This is a genomic window from Alteripontixanthobacter maritimus (assembly GCF_003340475.1).
GTDB classification, from domain to species: Bacteria; Pseudomonadota; Alphaproteobacteria; order Sphingomonadales; family Sphingomonadaceae; genus Alteripontixanthobacter; species Alteripontixanthobacter maritimus.
Genome location: NZ_QBKA01000002.1, coordinates 2,249,121 through 2,268,246 on the forward strand (window position 1 = coordinate 2,249,121; position 19,126 = coordinate 2,268,246).

Genomic DNA, 19,126 nt, shown 5'->3' on the forward strand with positions numbered 1-19,126 from the left:
GGCGGGTCGGAAACGGGGAGAGGATCGCTCCCGTCCCGCCAATTCTTGAAATCAATTATACGCCCGCTCGCCATGTTCGCCGATGTCGAGGCCTTCGCGTTCGACATCTTCGCTGACGCGCAGGCCGGTCAGAGCCTTCACGATTACCGCGACGATGGCGGTGCCGATGGCAGCCCAGGCGATGGCAACGGCGACGGCGATGATCTGGATCACCACCTGCTCGCCCATTGCGACCGAACCGTCACCCGGTCCGCCAAGCCCCGGCTGGTAGACGATGCCGGTGCCGATCGCTCCGACGATACCGGCCACTCCGTGGATGCCGAACACATCGAGCGCGTCATCATAGCCAAGCTTCGCCTTGAGCTTCGCGACCGCGAAATAGGCGACGACCGAGGCAAGGATACCCAGCACGATCGCGCCAAACGGTCCGCTGTTGCCGGCAGCCGGTGTCACCGCGACCAAGCCGGCGATGACGCCCGAGCAGAAGCCCAGCGCGCTGCCCTTATGACCGGCGAACCGTTCCATCAGCATCCATGTCAGCGCACCCGCCGCCGTGGCGACGAAGGTGTTGATCATGGCGAGCCCGGCGGTGCCGTCCGCTTCCAGTTCGGACCCGGCGTTGAAGCCGAACCAGCCCACCCACAACAGACCCGTACCGATCATCGTCATGACCAGGCTGTGCGGCGGCATGGGTTCAGTGGGATAGCCCTTTCGCTTGCCTAGGAACATCGCCAGGACCAGCGCCGATACACCGGCATTGATGTGGACCACCGTGCCGCCGGCAAAGTCCAGCGCGCCCATGTCAAACAACAGCCCGCCTTCGGCCCAGACCATATGGGCAATGGGGAAATAAACGATCGTCAGCCAGATTGCGGTGAACAGCATCACGGCAGAGAACTTGATCCGTTCCACCGTGGCGCCCACCACGAGCGCGGCGGTAATCGCAGCGAAGGTCATCTGGAAACTGACGAACACATATTCGCTGATGACTTCATCGCTGAATGTGGCCGCCGTGCTGTCCGGTGTAACCCCGCTCAGAAACAGGTTCCCCCAACTGAAGAACGCATTGCCTTCCGGCCCGAATGCGGTGGAATAGCCCCACATCACCCAAATCAGCATCGCTAGCGATGCCGCCCCGCCAACCTGTGTCAACGTGCTGAGCATATTCTTGGACCGGGTCAGCCCGCCATAGAAAAGCGCGAGGCCCGGCAGGATCATCAACAATACGAGGATGGTGGCCATCATCATGAACGCGTTGTTGCCCGGATTGGCGACCGCAGCGACCTCGGCCGCGGCTTCCACCGGAGGGGCGGCGATGGGAGAGGCGGCCTCGGCGACGTCCTGTGCGAACGCAGATGACGCGGCGAATGCGGTGGCAGCGAAGGCCCCGATATTGCGGCTGCTGCGTAGTCCTGTGCGAAATGTCGTTTGGAGCATGTTTGGTCCCTCTGTTCGATGACGGGCGCTTACAACGCGGTGTCGCCCGTTTCGCCGGTGCGGATGCGCATTGCGGACGCGATATCGAGCACGAAGATCTTGCCATCCCCGATGCTCTGGGTGCCGGCGGTTTGCTGGATGGTTTCCACCGCCTGCGCAGCCAACCCTTCGGCCACGGCAATTTCCAGCTTCACTTTGGGCAGCATGTTGGTGGTGTATTCCGCACCGCGATAAATCTCGGTCTGGCCTTTCTGGCGGCCGAACCCCTTCACTTCAGTGACGGTCATGCCGGCAACGCCGATGGCGGCCAGCGCCTCGCGCACTTCGTCGAGCTTGAATGGCTTGATAATGGCGATGATGAATTTCATCGATCCCCCCTGCTGGATTGGCCGATCCCGATGCCGGCAGCCACTGCCTAGCAATGGGCGTGCCAGATGCATCTATCGGCGCAAACTGGAGGCTTTTGTTCGCAGGCCCAACAAAAAGCCTGGCAGATGTGCCTAATGATTAGGCAAGAGCTTATTAGTTAGGCAGTTCGATATCCGCCCAGACCGGTAGGTGGTCCGATGCGATGCTTGCCAACCCGCTGTGATGGACTCCTGAAGCGACACAATGCAGGTTTCGGGTAATGACGATCCGGTCGAGCTGCGCCACGGGGCGGCGGCCGGGAAAGGTGGGCCCAGGGGTCAGCACCTGCCATCCATTGCCGAACGCGCGCATCGCTCCGCTCGCCACGCCCCACTGGTTGAAGTCACCCATCAGGACCGTTGGCAAATTAGGCCGCTGCGCTTCGGTATGGTCGAGCACAGCGCGGAACTGCGCGCGGCGGCGGAAGCCCGACAAGTCACAATGCATACCCGCCACGCGCAGCGCGCCGCCGTGCGTTACAATATCGGCGGAAACGGCACCGCGCGGCTCCAGCGTGGGTACGTCGAGCGCGTGCACGGCCCTCGCTTCAAGCCCCCGCCGCACCAGCAAGGCGTTACCGTGCCAGCCGATACTGCGTGGCCTGCGCCCTAGGTCGAGTGGCCGCCATGGCGTATCGTCGAGAGCGACAAGCGGAAGAGTACTCGCTCGACTACCGAAGCGGCGGTCAGCTTCCTGCAAGGCGACGATATCGGCATCCATCTCGCGCAGTACCGAAATGATCCGCATGGGATCGCACACCCCGTCCGTGCCGATGGACTTGTGGATGTTGTAGGTTGCAACCCGGATCCGGCCGGTGGGGCCATGCGGTTTGTGCGATCCGTGCGGTCTGTGTACGGCCCCGCTCATTCGAGCCCGGGTGGGAATTCGCCCTCGATATATCGGTCGGTCGCGCGGGTCGGCAGTCCATCGATGCTGGATGTGCGGCTGCTCATCTTGGACGCCCACTGCTCCGGCTCGCTATTGGCATGAGCCTTGAGCAGGGTCTTGCGTTCATGATCCAGCTCCATCACCGGCACGCCCCATCCGCAACTGGTCTGTACGCTGTCCACCTCGATATCGAAGATCTGCCGCGTCCCCGGCATCAGCGTGAAGTGGGCAGCCAGTGCGTCCCACCCGCCATCCTGCGGCAGGACCGGCGTAACCGCGCCATACAATCGCAGGATCAGCGCCGGTTGCTGCCAGTTGCAGAACATGACCGTGATGCGCCCATTGGCGAGGGCATGGGCGTGGGTCTCATTGCCCGATCCGCCAAGGTCCAGATAAGCCACTCTGTTCGGACCGAGGATGCGAAAGGCATCATAACCTTTGGGACTCAAGTTGATGCGCCCGCTCGCTGCCGCAGTCGCCACGAAGAACACCGGCTGCGCCTCGATCATGGCCCGGTGTTTGGCGTCGATTGCGTCCGAAAATTCCATCAGATGAAATCCGTGACGGTGTCGATGAAATCGTCGAACCGGTCATGGTGCAGCCAGTGCCCGGCGCGGTCGAATTCGATGACCTTCGCGGTGTTGAAATGTTCCATCCGCCCGTCGCCTTCCGGATTGCTGGCCCAGCTATCGGCACCGTACAACAACAGGGCTGGCGCGATTATGTTTCCCCAGATCGCATGCATGGTGTCGCGGGGCGTATCCTCGAATGGCCAGACGTTGAGATGCGGGTCGAATTTCCAGCTGAAAGTGCCGTCCTCGTTCCTGTTGACGCCGTGCAGGGTCAGATGGGTAGCCTGAGCGTCCGTCAGATAGCTGTTGGCCTCCTGCATCCGGGCCTGCGCCTCCGCCAATGAGACATAACGTTTGGTCAACCGACCTGCCGCCTTGCGCTTCTTCTCGATCCATTCGCGCGCGCGGTCGGGATAGGGCTTCGCCTGCCGCTCCTCCAAAGTCTTCGGCGACGGTCCCAGCCCTTCAATCGCCACGATGCGGCGGACCTGTTCGGGAAATATTCCGGCAAAGCGCAGCGCGACATTGCCGCCCAGCGAATGCGCGATGATGGTAACCGGCGCCAGTCCCAGCTGATGGACGAGCTGCGCCACGTCATAGACCATGTCCTGCGCCTCGTAGATGCCGTCGGTCACCCACTCGCTATCGCCGTGCCCGCGATGGTCCATGGCAATGACGTGCCAGTCCTTGCTCAAGGCCTCCGCTGTCCAGTCCCAGCTGCGGCAATGGTCCTTGCCGCCATGGATCAGCAGCAGCGGCGGTTTGTCCGCATTGCCCCAATCGACATAATGCAGGCGAAGGCGCTGGGAGAAAAACGTCTGGGAGGTCGGTCCGGTCATGCGGCCTTCATGCTGCAATGCAGCGCGGCCTGCAACATCAGCGTTCCTTGGTCGCGCTGAAGGTCAGGTCGGTATGCTTTTCCGCCTGATAATTCACGTCCCAAGGGCTTTTCGCCATGAAGACGATGTCACCGTCACGGTCGCGCGCAAGGTTCGCGCTGTTGAAGCGTTCGAACTCGGCCAGCGGGGCTTCCGGACCCAACACCCACCGGGCGGTGGAGAACGGCGATTGTTCCAGCACGGCTTCCACCTTGTATTCCGCAGACAGCCGCGAAACCAGCACTTCCAGCTGCAACTGGCCCACCACACCGACGATCCACTGTGCGCCCAGTTCGGGGTAAAACACCTGGATCACGCCCTCTTCGGACAGGTCGTCCAACGCCTTGCGCAGCTGCTTGGTTTTGGTCGGATCCTTCAGGATGACACGGCGCAGTATTTCGGGCGCGAAGTTGGGAAGACCGGTGAAGCGGACGTCGTTGTTCTCGCTCAGAGTATCGCCAACCCTCAGCGTGCCGTGGTTCGGAATGCCGATGATGTCGCCCGGCTGGGCTGTGTCGGCAATTTCCCGGTCCTGCGCGAAAAACATGATCGGCGAATGCACCGCGATAGGTTTGCCAAGGCCTGACGGCGTCAGCTTCATGCCGCGTTTGAAGGTGCCCGAAACCTGCCGCATGAAGGCGATCCGGTCGCGGTGGTTCGGGTCCATATTGGCCTGCACCTTGAAGATGAAGCCGGTCACTTCATCGCGCTCCGGGCTGATTTCACCATCGTCCGAAGGCTGCGGGCGCGGCGGGGGTGCATATTTGGCGATGGCATCGATCACCTCGGTCACGCCAAATTGCTTGAGGGCGCTGCCGAAATACACTGGGGTCAGATCGCCATTGCGATACGCCTCGTAATCGAACGGCGCATAGCCTTCGCGGGCCAGCAGCCCTTCCTCGGCCACTCGTGCCACGCCTTCGGGCGAAAGGAATTCCGCCAGTTTGGGGTCATTCGCCCCCTCGACGGAAACCACCTTGCCGCGATATTCCTTGCCGTCGCCTTCGGGCAGCCGCAGCTTGTTCTCCTCGAAATCGAACACCCCTTCGAACAATCCGCCCATGCCGACGGGCCAGTTCATCGGGCTGACATCCAGCGCCAGTTTCTCCGCAATCTCGTCCAGCAACTCGAACGCGTCGCGCCCCTCGCGGTCGATCTTGTTGATGAGCGTGATGATGGGGACCGACCGCAGCCGGCACACCTCGAACAGTTTCAGCGTCTGCGGCTCGATCCCGGCGGCGGCGTCCAGCACCATGATTGCAGAATCGACAGCCGTCAGCGTGCGGTAGGTGTCTTCGGAGAAATCCTCGTGCCCCGGCGTGTCGAGCAGGTTGAAGGTGATGGTGTTGCCATCCGGATCGGTGCGCTCGAACGTCATGACGGATGACGTTACCGAGATGCCGCGCTGCTGCTCGATCTTCATCCAGTCCGACCGCGCACGCCGCGCGGCCCCGCGCGCCTTGACCTCGCCCGCCAGATGGATCGCGCCGCCCTGCAGCAACAGCTTTTCCGTCAGCGTCGTTTTACCGGCATCGGGATGCGAAATGATCGCAAAGGTACGGCGGCTGTTCACCGAATTGTCAGTGGAGCCAGACATGGTCAGCCGCGCAGCTCCGCATCCTGTTTCGCGGCAGCGGCGACGATCTTGTCCGACACCGCTTTCAACTCGTCATCGGTGAAGCTTTTTTCGCCCGGTTGCAGTGTGACTTCCACCGCGATGGACACCTTCCCGTCAGCCACGCCTTGCCCAGCGAACACGTCAAAAATGCGCGCATCGGTTATGGCCTGCTTGTCAGCGCTTTTGACTGCACGCAGCAAGTCGGCGGCTGGCTTGTCCGCATCGAACAGGAACGCGAAATCGCGAGTAACGGGCTGCAACGCGGGCGGTGCATAGGCGCTGCGAGCGAAGCCGGACTTGCCCTTGGGCACCGGTATTGCATCGAGGAACAGTTCCACCGCCATGACTGGCCCGTCCATATCGAACGCCGCCAAAGTCGCGGGGTGCAACGCGCCAAACCGAGCGAGCACGTTTTTTGGGCCAAGGCGCAAGGTTCCCGACTGGCCGGGATGGAATTGCGCGCCCGCTTCGCCCATCACCATCAGGTTCTGGACCGGCGCGCCTGCCTCACCCAGCAAAGCCATTGCTTCTGCCTTGGCATCATAGGCATCGAAGCCCTGCGCCTTGCCATTTTGCCAGCCGCGCGCCTTGCGATGGCCCGCCAGTACGATGCCAAGCGTCGGTTTTTCGTTGCTCGACCCATCCTTGGCGCGAAAATAGCGCCGCCCGATTTCGAACAGACGGCTGCTGTCCGTGCCGCGATCCGCGTTGCGCTTCGCAGCGGAAAGCAGGCCGGGGATGAGCGATGGCTGCATTGCCTTCATATCTTCGCTGATCGGATTTTCCAGCACCCACAAGTGCTGCCCGTCGGCGGCGAAATGCTCCGCCTGCGATAGAGGCAGGAATGACCAGGTGACGGCCTCGTTCAACCCGCGAGCCGCAGCGGCACGGCGCAGCCGGCGCTCCTGCTGCTGTTCGCGGCTGGCAGTCGGGCGCGCAACGCCTTCGGCGCGAGGCAAAGCCACGCTGGCAATATTGTCGAGACCGTGGATGCGGACCACTTCCTCCACCAGATCGGCTGGCCCTTCGATGTCGTGGCGGCGCAAAGGTACGGTCACCTGCCAATCGTCCGACACGGCGAAATCAAGCGCGGTCAGGATGCGGCGCTGGTCATCCTCGGCAATCGTGACCCCGCCCAATTGCTGGGTGAGAGCGGGATCGAACGCGACGACCATCGGTGCGGTGGGCGGCGATCCAGCGCGGGCGATTGCTGATGCGGTTCCGCCAGCCAGCTCCACGATCAGTCCGGTAAGAAGGTCCATCCCATCATCGAGAAACGCAGGATCGACGCCGCGTTCGAACCGGGTGCGCGCATCGCTGGCGAGGCCCAGTTTCCGGCCGGTCGTGCCGATGCGTTCAGGATCGAAATAGGCGATTTCCAGCAGCACGTCGGTCGTGTCCGGCCCGCAACCGCTACCCAGACCGCCCATGATCCCGGCGATATCGTGAACACCCTGATCATCGGCAATAACGGTCATGCTGTCGTCGAGGGTGTAGGTCTTCTCGTTAAGCGCGGTGAACTGTTCGCCCTGCTTTGCGCGCCGAGCGACAACCGCACCATCTAGCTTCGCCAGATCGTAGGCATGCGCTGGGCGCCCATAGGCCAGCATAAGGTAATTGGTGAGGTCGACGATCAGCGAGATCGGTTTCTGGCCTGCCGAAAGCAAGCGCTGCTTCAACCAGTCCGGTGAAGCGCCGTTGTGCACGCCGGTAATCGTGCGTCCGTAAAACGCGGGGCAGCCCTCCGGATCGTCCGTACGGATGGTGGGCGCGCTTTCTCCACTTTCCGCAAAATCCGGCATGGCGATCCGCTTGAGCTTGCCAATCCCCGCCGCCGCCAGATCGCGCGCGATACCGTACACACCCATGCAATCCGGCCGGTTCGGCGTAATCGCGACGTCGAACACCGGCGATGTGCCCTGATATCGTGCAAAACTTTCGCCCACAGGCGCATCGGCCGGCAATTCGATGATGCCGTCATGCTCGTCGCCCAGCTCCAGCTCGCGCACGGAACACATCATGCCATTCGATTCCACGCCGCGAATGGCGCTCTTCCTCAGCTCCATGCCATTGGCGGGAACCACCGCGCCGGGCAGGCCCAGCACGCCCTTCATACCGGCCCGCGCATTGGGCGCGCCGCAGACGACCTGCAGCGGATCGCCCTCTCCGGTATCGACGGTGAGCACTTGCAGCTTGTCGGCATCGGGATGCTTTTGCGCTGTCAGCACTTCGGCGACGCAGAAGCCGTCCAGGCGCTCCGCCGGATCGTCCAGCCCTTCCACTTCCAGCCCGATACGATTGAGCGCGTCGGAAATGTCCTGCGCGCTGGCGTCGGTTTCGAGGTGGTCCTTCAACCATGTGAGTGAGAACTTCATGCCCGCTCTCCTACACCGGCGGAAAGCGTCGGCTGGGCCAGCGGGTTGAAGCCGTAATGCGCCAGCCAGCGATTATCACCATCGAAGAAGGCGCGCAGATCGTCCATGCCGTATTTCAGCATGGCCAGCCGGTCCACGCCGACGCCGAAGGCAAAGCCCTGATATTTGTCCGCGTCCAGCCCGGCGAATTCGATCACGCGCCGGTTGACCATGCCGCTGCCGAGCAGCTCCATCCATCCGTGCCCCGGCGCATCGCCGCTTCCGCCTAGAGTGCGTTTGCCAGCATCATTCACAGCGAAGCCCACATCAACCTCGACCGAGGGTTCGGTGAAAGGGAAGTAGGACGGCCGCAGCCGCAGCACGATATCGTCGGTTTCGAAAAACGCTTTCAGGAACGTCTCAAGGGTCCATTTCAGGTGGCCGAGGTGAATGTCGCGGTCGATCACCAGCCCTTCGATCTGGTGGAACATGGGCGTATGGGTGGCATCGCTGTCGCTTCGATAGACGCGGCCTGGCGCGATGATGCGGATCGGCGCGCCTTCCGCCATCATCGACCGGATCTGCACCGGCGACGTATGCGTGCGGAGCAGCATCTTGCGCCCCTCTGCATCCGTGTCAGGGAAATAGAACGTATCGTGCATCGCGCGCGCCGGATGGCTTTCGGCCATATTGAGCGCGGTGAAATTGTGCCAATCATCCTCGATTTCCGGGCCGGTTTTAACCGCAAAGCCCAAGTCGGCGAAGATCTCCGCCAGCTCGTCCATCACCTGGCTTACCGGATGGACGCTGCCGCGCGGGGTTTCGGGTGCAGGCAGTGTCAGGTCGAGTGTTTCGTTCGCCAACCGCGCATCCAGCTCTGCCGCATCGATCGCTGCCTTGCGCGCCGCGATGGCATCGGCGACCGCAGCGCGCACGGCCTGGATTTTCGGACCTTCGCTCTGCCGCTGTTCGGGGGTCATCCCGCCAAGTGTTTTCAGAAGCGCGCTGACCCAGCCCTTCTTGCCCAAAGCGGCAACGCGCAACGCCTCCAGCGCCTCGCCGTCGGGTGCGGCGGCAATGTCGGCCAAGGTGGTGTCCGTGCGGGTCTGAAGTTCGTCTGCCATGATGCCTGCGGTCGTTAAGGGGGACAAAGAAAAAGCGCCACCCCCGGCTGGCGGGAATGGCGCTTTTCCGGTTGTCGCTATGGCGTGCGGTTTACGCGGGCAAGGCCTTCTTGGCCTGCGCGATGATACCGGCAAACGCCGCTTCTTCGTTCATGGCGAGGTCGGCCATGATCTTGCGGTCGAGTTCGATCCCGGCAAGCTTCACGCCGTGCATGAACTGCGAATAGGTAAGCCCTTCCGCGCGAACCGCAGCGTTGATGCGCTGGATCCACAAGGCGCGGAAATTGCGTTTCTTGATCTTGCGATCGCGATAGGCGTACTGGCCGGCCTTTTCGACGGCCTGACGCGCAACGCGAATGGTGTTCTTGCGGCGACCGCGATAGCCCTTGGCCTGTTCGAGAAGCCGTTTATGTTTCTGGCGCGTGGTAACGCCGCGTTTGATGCGTGGCATGTGAAATTATCCTTTTGAAAGTCGGCCGCTGCGTAAGCGGCCGGTTACCAGTTCAGCTGAGCCCGTATGGAGCCCACTTTTTCACGGCAGCCCAGTCGGCTTTCGCCAACACGTCGGTGCCGCGGTTCTGGCGGATATATTTCGCACGGTGATGCGTCAGGCGGTGGCGCTTGCCGGCCACCCCATGCTTCACCTTGCCGGTTGCGGTCAGTTTGAAGCGTTTCTTCACACCGCTCTTGGTCTTCAGCTTGGGCATTTTTGTCTCCTGTTACGGAACACGTCCAGTCAGCCCTGGCAGCCCTAACGGCCAGGCCGACTTCTTGGAATCACGTGTCAGTGAAGCGCGGGCAATTAGGGCGCGTGCACCCGAAAAGCAAGCAAAAGCCGCGTCAGTCGCGAAGATGGTCGCGCCAACGTTCGGAACCCCACCGCGCCACAAGCGCAGCAACCCGCTGCGCGTCCTTACCCCGCAACTGTTTATGCGGGATGCAGCGGCCTTTTTCGAGCAGACACGCCTCACCCGTATCGAGCCGCAAGCTCGTCAGTTCGCGCCCAGGCCCTGCCAGCCCGATCGCGGTGGGAGCACCCAAGGGGCCGATATGCAGGAATGGCGGCGCGTCCGGGGTATCCGGCCGGGAGCCCGTCAGCATAGCAGCGACGATCGCCCGGTAATCGGATAGCGCCAACGGGCCACCGGGCAGGCTGTCCGGTCGGTTCGTGGCGAGAAACGTGCCGAATTGCCGCTGGTTGACGATATGCCCGTGGCCGAGGAATCCGTTTTCGAACAGATCCTCCCCATGATCGCCGGTCACGATCAGGACCGTGTCGTCCCACACACCCTTCGATTTGAGCCGGGCGATGACTTCGCCGAGCCAGTAATCCGCATTGGCGACGGCATTCCAGTAGGTCGTGCGGACAGCTTGCGCATTGCTGGCGCGGATATCAGCGCGGGCGACGGGTGTCTCGGCAACCCGCATGTCCACGCCATCATGATGATAGGGGAAATGCGCGCTCTGGAAATTGAAATAGGCGAAATGCGGCTTGTCCCAATCGTTTTTGCCAAGGCTACTGTCGAAAGCATCCAGCAAATGCGCCTCGTCCACCAGCAACGAGCCCTCTGCGGCGAAGTCGAAAGCGCGCTTTTCACGCAGCACTTTTGCATCGACGAAAGTGTCTGCGGTTTCACGCATTCCCACGGTTTCCGCAATACCGCCGAAGTCTTCCGCCTGCCCGGAAAAGACGCCGATCCGGTAATCCGCCGCATCAAGGTCTCGGAACAGCGACGGGTCGCCTTCGCGCGGAGCGAGCTGGCCCGAAAAGATAGATTTCAAGCTCTCCGTCGTGAAACCGACATGGCTGTAAGCGGGGGCTACCGCGTCTCCGGCAACTACCAGCCGTTCCAGATTGGGTGCGACGGGCTTTCCGCCGACCCGCTTGCCCAGCACATCGAACCGGGTCGATTCCATCACCACGACCACCACGTGCGGCGCGCCGTCCGGGATCGCGAGCGCCGGCAATGCGGCAGGCAGCGCGACGAGCTGCAAGTCTCCGCCAAAGCCGTCTTCGTCCACGCCATTGCCGGGAATATCCAGCGCCAGCGGGTGACGCGCGCCGTCGAAGGGGGCAGTGTCATGCTGGATGGCAAACAAGCCGTAGCCATCGCCATCCACATCGCTCGCAAGATCGAGCGATCCTGTAAGAATCTGCCAGCCGAGCGTTCGATTGAGGCCGAAGGCAGCATCGCTGCCGCTGCGCGGAATGAACCAGCCTGTCAGCACCAGAGCAGCTATTGAAAACAGCAACAGCATGCCGGAAGGCGCGCGCGGAACCGGCAGGTCGGCAGGCAGGAATCGCTTCGCTAGTTTCCAGACGCACCAGACCACTCCGGCTAAACCGGCCAGAGCAAGCAAGGCGATGCCGATTTCGCTGAGGCCATAAAGCAGCGCATCGACCAGGCTTCCACCGCCCAGCTGTTTCAGCAATGCAAAACCAACCGCGTCGCTGAAGTAGCTGTGTAGCTGGTATTGCGCGGCCAATGCCAATGCGAACACGATGCCATTAGTGAGCGCGAAGACAAACACCGCTGCCCAACCCAGCCGACCGCGTGTGACCCGCCGGGCAAACGCCCAGCCTGCAATCGCAAGAAACAGCATCGATGCGGTATAGCCGATAGCAAACAGGGCCAGCTCGGCCGGGCTGTCCACCGCGCGCGACTGGCCGAAGCCGCCGGTGAACAGCCCGTATTTCCGGTCCGCCAGAACCAGTTCCACGAACATTGCCGCGAGTACGACTGCTACCGGGCCTATGCCAAGCCAGCGCGCCAACACGCTGCTTCCGGCACCCGAACGCGAAAGCTCGCTCGCGCGCCCTTCTACGGCGCGCGAACTCGTATCGTGTGTTGAAGCGGCGTGGGTGGCCACGGCGGCGTATCTCCCTGTTCGGGAACGCGCGATAACCTGAAAACCTTGCAATCCTGCTAAATTGCGGATGTGACGAGATTGGACGTGGAGCGCCTACCCCATGGCCTCCAGCACATCCTCCAACCGCGCCGGATCGCCCAGTGCGAGAATGGTCCCGTCGCTATCCGCGTCCAGCGGATTGCCCTGCCAATCGCTCACAGTGCCGCCCGCGCCTTCCACGATCGGAACAAGAGCCGCGTAATCGTAGATTTCCAGTCCGGCCTCGCACACCACATCCAGATGGCCGCCCGCGAGCAGGCCATAATTATAGCAGTCCCCGCCATAGACGATGGTGCCCTGCCGCTCGTTGCCGCCGACCTTGGCCGCCAGCTTCATATACGGGTCGGCCTGCTGCGAGGTGAAATAATGCGGGCTGCTGGTGGCGAGAACCGCCTGATCGAGCGATGGACAGGAACGCGCGCGAACAGGGTCCTGGTTCAGCGTCGTGCCTTCGCCAATCACCCCGGCCCAGCGCTCGCCCGCAATTGGCTGGTCGATAATGCCCAGGACCGGCCAGCCGTCCTGCAACAACGCAATCAGGGTGCCGAAGATCGGGCGTCCGGCCATGAACGAAATGGTGCCGTCGATCGGATCGAGCACCCATTGCCGCCCGGCGGCTTCATTGCTGCGCCCGTATTCCTCGCCGATGATGCCGTCATCGGGACGTTCGGATTCCAGAATAGCGCGCATGGCAGCTTCCGCCGCCCGGTCTACCTCGGTTACGGGAGAAGCATCGTGCTTGCGCTCATGTTCGAACGCCCCGCGGAATTTGGGCCGGATGGCTGCCCCAGCCGCCTCTGCCAGCCGGTTCGCCAATGCGAGTTCGGCAGCATATGCCATATCAGTCGAACAGGCTGGAAACGCTGCTTTCGTCGGCGATGCGGCGTACCGCCTCGCCGATCAGCGGGGCGATGGTGAGGTATCGGATGCGCTGCGAATCGGTGGCGGCATCGGTCGCGCGAATGGTGTCGGTGATGACCAGTTCCTTCAGCGCGCTGGCGTCGATCCGCGCCACGGCCCCACCCGACAGCACACCGTGCGTAATATAGGCTGCCACGCTTTTCGCGCCCTTGTCGAGCAATGCCTGAGCTGCGTTGCAGAGCGTGCCACCCGAATCGACGATGTCGTCGATCATGATGCAGGCGCGGTCCTTCACGTCGCCGATGATATTCATCACTTCGCTTTCGCCGGCACGTTCACGGCGTTTGTCGACAATAGCCAGCGGGGCATTGTCCAACCGCTTGGCAAGCGCGCGCGCGCGCACCACACCGCCCACATCGGGGGAAACGACCATCAGATCCTGATCGCCATATCGCGCCTGGATATCAGCCGCCATGACGGGCGCTGCGTACAGATTGTCTGTCGGGATATCGAAGAAGCCCTGTATCTGGCCAGCGTGCAGGTCGACAGACAACACGCGGTCGGCACCAGCCTGCGTTATCAGGTTCGCCACCAGCTTCGCCGAAATCGGTGTGCGAGGGCCCGGTTTGCGGTCCTGCCGGGCATATCCGAAATACGGCACCACGGCGGTAATCCGCTTGGCCGAGGCGCGGCGCAGCGCGTCGATCCCGATCAGCAGTTCCATTAGATTGTCATTCGCCGGGAAGCTGGTCGACTGCATGATGAACACGTCTTCGCCGCGAACGTTCTCGTGGATTTCCACGAAGATTTCCTCATCCGCAAACCGCCGCACGCTGGCGTCGGTCAACGGAATTTCGAGATAGCCTGCAATGGCACGGGCAAGCGGCAGGTTGGCGTTGCCGGACATCAATTTCATCAGCAGGTTCCGTTCTTGAGCGCCAGATTCGGGGCCGGGGGCGCCATATCGCAGCGGATTGCAAACCCGCCGAGCGATTGCAACCACCGGCCGGTTTAGATTGTGGAGGTATTCAGGATCGCAGGACCAAGTCCTTGAATTAACCGACCCGGTGTTCCCCGCGTACCCAGCGCACAGTGCCGCTGCTGGCGCGCATCACGACGCTCTCGGTCGTCATCACCCCGCCGCGCTTGCGCTTCACGCCATCCAGCAACGAGCCCGATGTCACACCGGTCGCGGCAAAAATGCAGTCCCCGCTGGCCAGCTCCTCCAGCTTGTAGATCCGGTCGAAATCCGCATCCGCGATGCCCCATTTGCGGGCGCGCTCCTTTTCTTCTTCGTTGCGGAACACCAGCCGCCCGTTGAATTGCCCACCGACGCAGCGCAGGGCCGCCGCGGCCAAAACGCCTTCAGGCGCACCGCCCTGCCCCATATACATGTCGATCGTGGTATCTTCATCGGTGGTGGCGATCACGCCCGCCACATCGCCATCACCGATCAGCACCACGCCGCAACCGATACCGCGCAGTTCGGCAATGATGTCCGCATGACGCGGGCGGTCGAGCACGCAGACGATGATATCCTTGGGTTGCACACCCTTGGCGGCAGCCACCGCCTCGACATTTTGCGTCGGCGTCTTGGCCAGGCTGATGACGCCTTCGGGATAGCCCGGACCAACGGCGATCTTGTCCATGTAGGTATCGGGCGCATTGAGCAGCCCGCCCTTTTCTGCAGCGGCCAGTACGGCAAGCGCATTTGGCCCCGCCTTGGCAGTGATCGTGGTGCCTTCCAGCGGGTCCAGCGCGATATCGATACGCGGGCCTTTGCCCGGTGCGCCGCCGACTTTCTCGCCGATATACAGCATGGGCGCCTCGTCCCGCTCGCCCTCACCGATGACTACGGTTCCGTCCATGTACAACTCGTCGAACGCCTTGCGCATGGCTTCCACGGCAGCAGCGTCGGCGGCCTTTTCGTCGCCCCGGCCGATCAGTTCGGACGCAGCGATGGCGGCGGCTTCCGTGACGCGCACCATCTCCAACACCAGAACCCGGTCAAGCACCGAGGATGCGGCCGGTTTGGCGCTATTCTTGGTCATATCATTCATAAGTTATTCAGTCCCATTGGCGTGTGTCGGCGCTTAACCAAGGGGACGGGGCTTGTCGACCAGAACACCGATATGGGCGGCAGTTGTATCGGCATTGGTCGGTCTGGCTCCCGCCGTTGCGATGGCGCAGGACGAGCCGCCGCCAATCGCCCCATCCCCCGGTGAGCGAACTCCACCAGATCGATCGCCGCCGTTACGTATCGATATCCTCGTGCCGATGCCGCATCCGGACGACCGGCTGCCCAAGGGGTGCAAGGATCTTGAACCACCTGCCGACGGCAATGATGGCGACCCGGGCGAAATCGTGGTCTGCGGCGAGAGCGGGGACGATTCGGCCTATTACTGGAGCGGCAGCAAGGAAGCTGCAGAAGACCGGATTGCTCGGGAAACCGCCAATGCGGGGGATATCCCGCCACCGGACGTAGCCGGCGCAGGTATCTTTCGCGGGCCTGCTACGGTCAGCGGATTATGCGGCTTCGGCCTTAATCCGTGCCCGCCCCCGCCTGCCTTGTTGATCGATCTGGAAGCCATCGAGGAAAGCCCGCCCGGGTCCGACGCAGACCGCGTCGCGCGCGGCCTCGCGCCGCTGGACAACGGAAACGCCGTGCGAGAAGAATTGTCGGAATTTGAAAAGCAGGAGCGCAAGGAGGCGCTGGGCTTGCCGCCGCCGAACCTGTCGTCGGGAGGCGAATTGGACGAAGCGCAATCCGACGGTCGGACTGGCGAATCCCGCCCCATTACTGGCGCGGGCAGCGATCTTGGGAGCAGGGAATCGCTGTTCGACGAGCCTGTTTGAAGTCTATCCCCGATCTTTCAGAATCGGCATGACCAGCGGGGGGCCGGTCAGGCTGTCCGAACCTTCCAGCAATTCCAGCGCGCGCGTGACGCTACGCTCTTCGCCTTCATGGGTGACGAGCGCTACCAATGCTTCGCCGCCGGCATTTTCCGACAGGGCAGGCTGGTTGAGGCTTTCGATGGAAACGCCTGCATCGCGCATGGCAGCGGCGATCTCCGCCAACACGCCGGGGCGGTCTGTCACAGTGAAGCGCAGATAAGTTCGTCCCATACGCCCACCGGGATCTGCAGCCGGCACCGCTTCCATCGCCCGCGTGGGCACGGAAAAGGGCGAGTAGGTATCGCCCCGCGCAAGGTCGATGAGGTCGGCCACTACCGCACTTGCAGTAGGACCATCGCCCGCGCCTGCACCCTGGAACAGCAACCGCCCGGAGAAATTTCCTTCTGCCACCACAGCATTGGTCGGTCCCGTAACGTGGGCCAGCGGATGCCGCTTGTGCACCAGGCACGGGCGCACCCGCTGGAGCAGTTTGGCTTCCCCAACCGCCCCCGGCTCCCCGTCAAGCATATCGGCCATTCCGATCAGCCGAATCACATAACCCAGCACGTCGGCCTGCGCGATATCGGCGGCGCGTACAGCGGCGATCCCGGTGCAGGCGACGGCGCTGAAATCGATGCGGCTGCCGAACCCGATCGCTGCCAGGATGGCGAGCTTGTGCGCAGCGTCCACCCCATCGATGTCGAACGCCGGGTCAGCCTCGGCATACCCCAGCGCCTGGGCCTCCTGCAGCGTTTCGGCAAAATCCGCGCCAGTGCTTTCCATGGCGGAGAGGATGTAATTGCAGGTGCCGTTGAGGATGCCGTAAATGCGTTCGATGCGGTTGGCTGCGGCCCCTTCGCGCAGGCCCTTCACCACCGGAATGCCACCTGCCACCGCCGCTTCGAATTTAAGAGCGGCGTTTCCGGCCTCGGCTGCTTCGGCCAGTTCCATGCCGTGCATCGCCACCATCGCCTTGTTCGCGGTGACAAAGGACTTGCCGCGGCCAAGCGCCTGGCGGGCCAGCACCAGCGCCGGTCCATCCGATCCGCCGACCAGTTCCACCACCACATCGACATCGTCGCGCGCGGCCATCGCGGTCATGTCGTCTTCCCACGCGATATGCGAGATATCGACCCCGCGATCGCGGCTGCGGTCGCGCGCGCTGACAGCGGTGATGGCGATCGGCACGCCCGCCCGCGCCTCGATCAAGGCGGCATTTTCCCGCAATAGCCGGATCACGCCGGTGCCGACCGTGCCCAATCCTGCGATCGCGACTCGCAAGGGTTTGTCATGCAATTGGCCGGCATCGGTCATGCGGAGATATCCTGTTGTCGGGCCAGTTCATTTCCAAATGCCTTGCGCGCATGGTCCGGAACCGGGGTGGGACGTCCGCTGGCCAGATCGACATGGACCATGGTGAGATCGATTGTGGCACGCGGTGCGGCAGCGGCATCGTCGCGGGCTTCGCGCAAGGTCACCCGAATCGTCAGGCTGCTATTGCCCAGCCTCGCGATTTGCGCCGTTCCGCGCACCACGTCGCCGCCACGCAGCGGCGCAAGAAAGTCCACTCCGGCATGGCGAATATGGAATTGAAGGTCGGGCGCATCCGGCCCCGAAAGCCCCAACGCGCGCCAGTATTCGCTGATCACGACATCGGAATATTCCAGATAACGCGAATTGAAGACTACATTCTGCGGGTCCAGTTCGGCATAGCGGACTGCAAACTCGGTGGTGAACGGGCTGGCGGTATGGTTGTTCGGGGCGTCGGACATGATGTGCCGCGCTGTGGCCTGTGCCTCGGCATTTGTGAACCGTGAAAGGCTTGGGCACACCCAAGCGCCGGTTGGGTCAGGGGGCGAAGTTCATACGCCGATCGCACGGGCCCAGCTCGTCCAGTACGAAGGCGTAATCGGCTGCTGCCCGCTGACGGGCGGCAGCATCGTTCGACAGGCTGGCGCTGGCAGGCAGCGTGCGCGGCAGGAAGCATGCGAGGCGGTACCAGGCCAGCGTATCGCGGCGCGGTGCGGCAGCGGCCTGGTCCACGATATCAGACCACGACACACCCCACCTGGGCGGCGCGCCAGGCCGACGCACCACGGTTATCGAAGCCGGATCGCCCGATGCCGTCGCGAGGAAGATCTGCGTTTCCGATTCGCCGGACAGATTGCCTTCGACCGACAGCGCATCGCGTATCGCCGTTACGGCCGGGCGCGCAGCGGGATCGGCAAAGGCCGACAATATGGGGCGCAGCCGGGCCTCCAGCGCGGGGCTCCAGTCGAGCTGCGCGTCGGGTTTCACCAGCTGAATTACGCCGGGTTGTCCCGGCACGTCGCGCGCGAACAGAATGACCTGTTGCTTCTTCAACTTGGGCGCGCGGCCTTTTGCGTTCAGGGGCACATCGACCAGATAGGCCAGCGATTCGCCAACCGCCGCATTGCCGGCGATCAGTGCCCCGGTCCGTGCTTCGATATAAAGCCGGGTATAGCCCGCGGCGAGGCCGGGGGCGCGCTCGGGCTTTAATTCCGCCTGATTTCTGATTTCGGCGCGCACGACCATAGGTGCGGCGTCCGCCAGATCAGCAAGATCAGCCCAGGATACACCATCGGACAGCGTGGTTTGCCCACCCTGCACGCTGCTCGAATCAGGCTGCGAATCGGCAGTAACCGGGGCTTGCGCCATACTTGGCACAAGCGGAGCGCAGCCAGCCGACAAGGCCAGGGCGACAAAAGCGATACGGCGCATGATACAGGTTCCGATCCATGGTGGTTCGCCGAAGCGCGACAGGACATAACGCGCCGAAGCCTCAAGGTTTCCGTTGTTTCAAGAGATTTGCGATGAATCGTCTATTAACCGATAAAGCGTTTGCATCGTGCCTTTCATCGCCGCTAAGGAATGAGGCTCTTGGGGTAACAAAACACAATATCCCCGAGAGATTCCGCCTCGCACGGCAGCATCGAAACGGCCCTTCGGTCTTTTGTTCGCATCGGTAGCGCGGCGGGATACGACGAAATTTCCGGTTGTGGCATCCTTGTCTGGTGCCAGGCCGGGTCCGAAGCCGGGACGTCCCCGGCAGGTTACGATGGAGTGATGGGACTGAATGGCCTACGCTGACCAAGAAATGAGCGGTAACAGGGTAATTGCCCTGATTATCGTCGCGCTGATCCATATCGGTGTCGGCTAC

At 62.6% G+C, this 19,126-nt stretch carries 18 protein-coding genes; 1 reads left to right on the forward strand and 17 read right to left on the reverse strand.

Translation table 11 applies throughout. The features are described from left to right. Positions 1 to 51 precede the first annotated feature (51 nt). The 14 genes from HME9302_RS11095 to glpX all read right to left on the reverse strand — a co-directional run bounded on the left by HME9302_RS11095 (position 52) and on the right by glpX (position 15,101). Complete coding sequence (locus HME9302_RS11095; RefSeq protein WP_115367066.1) at positions 52 to 1,437, reverse strand: ammonium transporter; 1,386 nt, start codon at positions 1,435 to 1,437, stop codon at positions 52 to 54. 29 nt (positions 1,438 to 1,466) lie between these two features. Continuing rightward, the gene (locus HME9302_RS11100) at positions 1,467 to 1,805 is read right to left on the reverse strand and encodes a P-II family nitrogen regulator (RefSeq protein ID WP_115367067.1); all 339 of its coding nucleotides are present in this window, start codon (positions 1,803 to 1,805) and stop codon (positions 1,467 to 1,469) included. Positions 1,806 to 1,959: 154 nt separating this feature from the next. After that, complete coding sequence (locus HME9302_RS11105; protein ID WP_115367068.1) at positions 1,960 to 2,712, reverse strand: endonuclease/exonuclease/phosphatase family protein; 753 nt, start codon at positions 2,710 to 2,712, stop codon at positions 1,960 to 1,962. Beyond that, complete coding sequence (locus HME9302_RS11110; RefSeq protein ID WP_407641325.1) at positions 2,709 to 3,281, reverse strand: pyridoxamine 5'-phosphate oxidase family protein; 573 nt, start codon at positions 3,279 to 3,281, stop codon at positions 2,709 to 2,711. The genes HME9302_RS11105 and HME9302_RS11110 overlap by 4 nt, the downstream gene beginning before the upstream one ends. Further along, positions 3,281 to 4,144, reverse strand: a complete 864-nt coding sequence (locus HME9302_RS11115) for an alpha/beta fold hydrolase (RefSeq protein ID WP_115367070.1) — start codon at positions 4,142 to 4,144, stop codon at positions 3,281 to 3,283. Before HME9302_RS11115 ends, HME9302_RS11110 begins: the two co-directional genes overlap by 1 nt. 37 nt (positions 4,145 to 4,181) lie before the next feature. Then, positions 4,182 to 5,780 carry a peptide chain release factor 3 gene (locus HME9302_RS11120; protein ID WP_115367071.1) on the reverse strand — a complete coding sequence of 533 codons (1,599 nt, stop codon included), beginning with the start codon at positions 5,778 to 5,780 and terminating at the stop codon, positions 4,182 to 4,184. A 2-nt stretch (positions 5,781 to 5,782) separates the two neighbouring features. Then, positions 5,783 to 8,176: a phenylalanine--tRNA ligase subunit beta gene (gene pheT / locus HME9302_RS11125; protein WP_115367072.1), complete on the reverse strand. Its 2,394-nt coding sequence runs from the start codon at positions 8,174 to 8,176 to the stop codon at positions 5,783 to 5,785. Next, positions 8,173 to 9,279: a phenylalanine--tRNA ligase subunit alpha gene (gene pheS / locus HME9302_RS11130; RefSeq protein WP_115367073.1), complete on the reverse strand. Its 1,107-nt coding sequence runs from the start codon at positions 9,277 to 9,279 to the stop codon at positions 8,173 to 8,175. The genes pheT and pheS overlap by 4 nt, the downstream gene beginning before the upstream one ends. 91 nt (positions 9,280 to 9,370) lie before the next feature. Further along, on the reverse strand, positions 9,371 to 9,730 hold the full coding sequence (rplT, locus tag HME9302_RS11135) for a 50S ribosomal protein L20 (RefSeq protein WP_115367074.1): 360 nt from the start codon (positions 9,728 to 9,730) through the stop codon (positions 9,371 to 9,373). Between the two features lie 52 nt (positions 9,731 to 9,782). Next, a complete protein-coding gene (gene rpmI, locus HME9302_RS11140) occupies positions 9,783 to 9,986 on the reverse strand; it encodes a 50S ribosomal protein L35 (protein ID WP_115367075.1) in 204 nt (67 codons plus the stop codon). 133 nt (positions 9,987 to 10,119) lie between these two features. Then, the gene (locus HME9302_RS11145) at positions 10,120 to 12,150 is read right to left on the reverse strand and encodes a sulfatase-like hydrolase/transferase (protein WP_147270813.1); all 2,031 of its coding nucleotides are present in this window, start codon (positions 12,148 to 12,150) and stop codon (positions 10,120 to 10,122) included. Between the two features lie 93 nt (positions 12,151 to 12,243). Then, complete coding sequence (locus HME9302_RS11150; RefSeq protein WP_115367077.1) at positions 12,244 to 13,029, reverse strand: inositol monophosphatase family protein; 786 nt, start codon at positions 13,027 to 13,029, stop codon at positions 12,244 to 12,246. 1 nt (position 13,030) lies between these two features. After that, the gene (locus tag HME9302_RS11155) at positions 13,031 to 13,966 is read right to left on the reverse strand and encodes a ribose-phosphate pyrophosphokinase (RefSeq protein WP_115367701.1); all 936 of its coding nucleotides are present in this window, start codon (positions 13,964 to 13,966) and stop codon (positions 13,031 to 13,033) included. A gap of 139 nt (positions 13,967 to 14,105) precedes the next feature. Then, positions 14,106 to 15,101, reverse strand: coding sequence for a class II fructose-bisphosphatase (glpX, locus tag HME9302_RS11160; protein ID WP_115367702.1), 996 nt, complete (start codon positions 15,099 to 15,101; stop codon positions 14,106 to 14,108). Positions 15,102 to 15,162: 61 nt separating this feature from the next. Here glpX and HME9302_RS11165 point away from each other — a divergent pair, with 61 nt between their 5' ends. Beyond that, on the forward strand, positions 15,163 to 15,906 hold the full coding sequence (locus tag HME9302_RS11165) for a hypothetical protein (RefSeq protein WP_147270814.1): 744 nt from the start codon (positions 15,163 to 15,165) through the stop codon (positions 15,904 to 15,906). A gap of 3 nt (positions 15,907 to 15,909) precedes the next feature. Here HME9302_RS11165 and HME9302_RS11170 read toward each other — a convergent pair whose 3' ends face one another. The 3 genes from HME9302_RS11170 to HME9302_RS11180 form a co-directional block, all read right to left on the reverse strand. Further along, positions 15,910 to 17,259, reverse strand: a complete 1,350-nt coding sequence (locus HME9302_RS11170) for a homoserine dehydrogenase (protein WP_115367079.1) — start codon at positions 17,257 to 17,259, stop codon at positions 15,910 to 15,912. Next, positions 17,256 to 17,717 (reverse strand): acyl-CoA thioesterase, encoded by a 462-nt coding sequence (locus HME9302_RS11175; RefSeq protein WP_115367080.1) that lies wholly within the window; start codon positions 17,715 to 17,717, stop codon positions 17,256 to 17,258. The genes HME9302_RS11170 and HME9302_RS11175 overlap by 4 nt, the downstream gene beginning before the upstream one ends. Before the next feature lie 76 nt (positions 17,718 to 17,793). After that, positions 17,794 to 18,687: a hypothetical protein gene (locus HME9302_RS11180; protein ID WP_115367081.1), complete on the reverse strand. Its 894-nt coding sequence runs from the start codon at positions 18,685 to 18,687 to the stop codon at positions 17,794 to 17,796. Between the last annotated feature and the right edge of the window lie 439 nt (positions 18,688 to 19,126).

What these genes read in the sequence shown, in the direction of transcription:
- glpX (WP_115367702.1), bottom strand. Translation starts at nt 15,101, where the DNA reads ATGACCAAGAATAGCGCCAAACCGGCCGCATCCTCGGTGCTTGACCGG.
- HME9302_RS11120 (WP_115367071.1), bottom strand. Translation starts at nt 5,780, where the DNA reads ATGTCTGGCTCCACTGACAATTCGGTGAACAGCCGCCGTACCTTTGCG.
- HME9302_RS11100 (WP_115367067.1), bottom strand. Translation starts at nt 1,805, where the DNA reads ATGAAATTCATCATCGCCATTATCAAGCCATTCAAGCTCGACGAAGTG.
- HME9302_RS11155 (WP_115367701.1), bottom strand. Translation starts at nt 13,966, where the DNA reads ATGAAATTGATGTCCGGCAACGCCAACCTGCCGCTTGCCCGTGCCATT.
- HME9302_RS11180 (WP_115367081.1), bottom strand. Translation starts at nt 18,687, where the DNA reads ATGCGCCGTATCGCTTTTGTCGCCCTGGCCTTGTCGGCTGGCTGCGCT.
- HME9302_RS11110 (WP_407641325.1), bottom strand. Translation starts at nt 3,281, where the DNA reads ATGGAATTTTCGGACGCAATCGACGCCAAACACCGGGCCATGATCGAG.
- HME9302_RS11105 (WP_115367068.1), bottom strand. Translation starts at nt 2,712, where the DNA reads ATGAGCGGGGCCGTACACAGACCGCACGGATCGCACAAACCGCATGGC.
- HME9302_RS11175 (WP_115367080.1), bottom strand. Translation starts at nt 17,717, where the DNA reads ATGTCCGACGCCCCGAACAACCATACCGCCAGCCCGTTCACCACCGAG.
- HME9302_RS11170 (WP_115367079.1), bottom strand. Translation starts at nt 17,259, where the DNA reads ATGACCGATGCCGGCCAATTGCATGACAAACCCTTGCGAGTCGCGATC.
- HME9302_RS11150 (WP_115367077.1), bottom strand. Translation starts at nt 13,029, where the DNA reads ATGGCATATGCTGCCGAACTCGCATTGGCGAACCGGCTGGCAGAGGCG.
- rplT (WP_115367074.1), bottom strand. Translation starts at nt 9,730, where the DNA reads ATGCCACGCATCAAACGCGGCGTTACCACGCGCCAGAAACATAAACGG.
- pheS (WP_115367073.1), bottom strand. Translation starts at nt 9,279, where the DNA reads ATGGCAGACGAACTTCAGACCCGCACGGACACCACCTTGGCCGACATT.
- HME9302_RS11095 (WP_115367066.1), bottom strand. Translation starts at nt 1,437, where the DNA reads ATGCTCCAAACGACATTTCGCACAGGACTACGCAGCAGCCGCAATATC.
- rpmI (WP_115367075.1), bottom strand. Translation starts at nt 9,986, where the DNA reads ATGCCCAAGCTGAAGACCAAGAGCGGTGTGAAGAAACGCTTCAAACTG.
- HME9302_RS11115 (WP_115367070.1), bottom strand. Translation starts at nt 4,144, where the DNA reads ATGACCGGACCGACCTCCCAGACGTTTTTCTCCCAGCGCCTTCGCCTG.
- pheT (WP_115367072.1), bottom strand. Translation starts at nt 8,176, where the DNA reads ATGAAGTTCTCACTCACATGGTTGAAGGACCACCTCGAAACCGACGCC.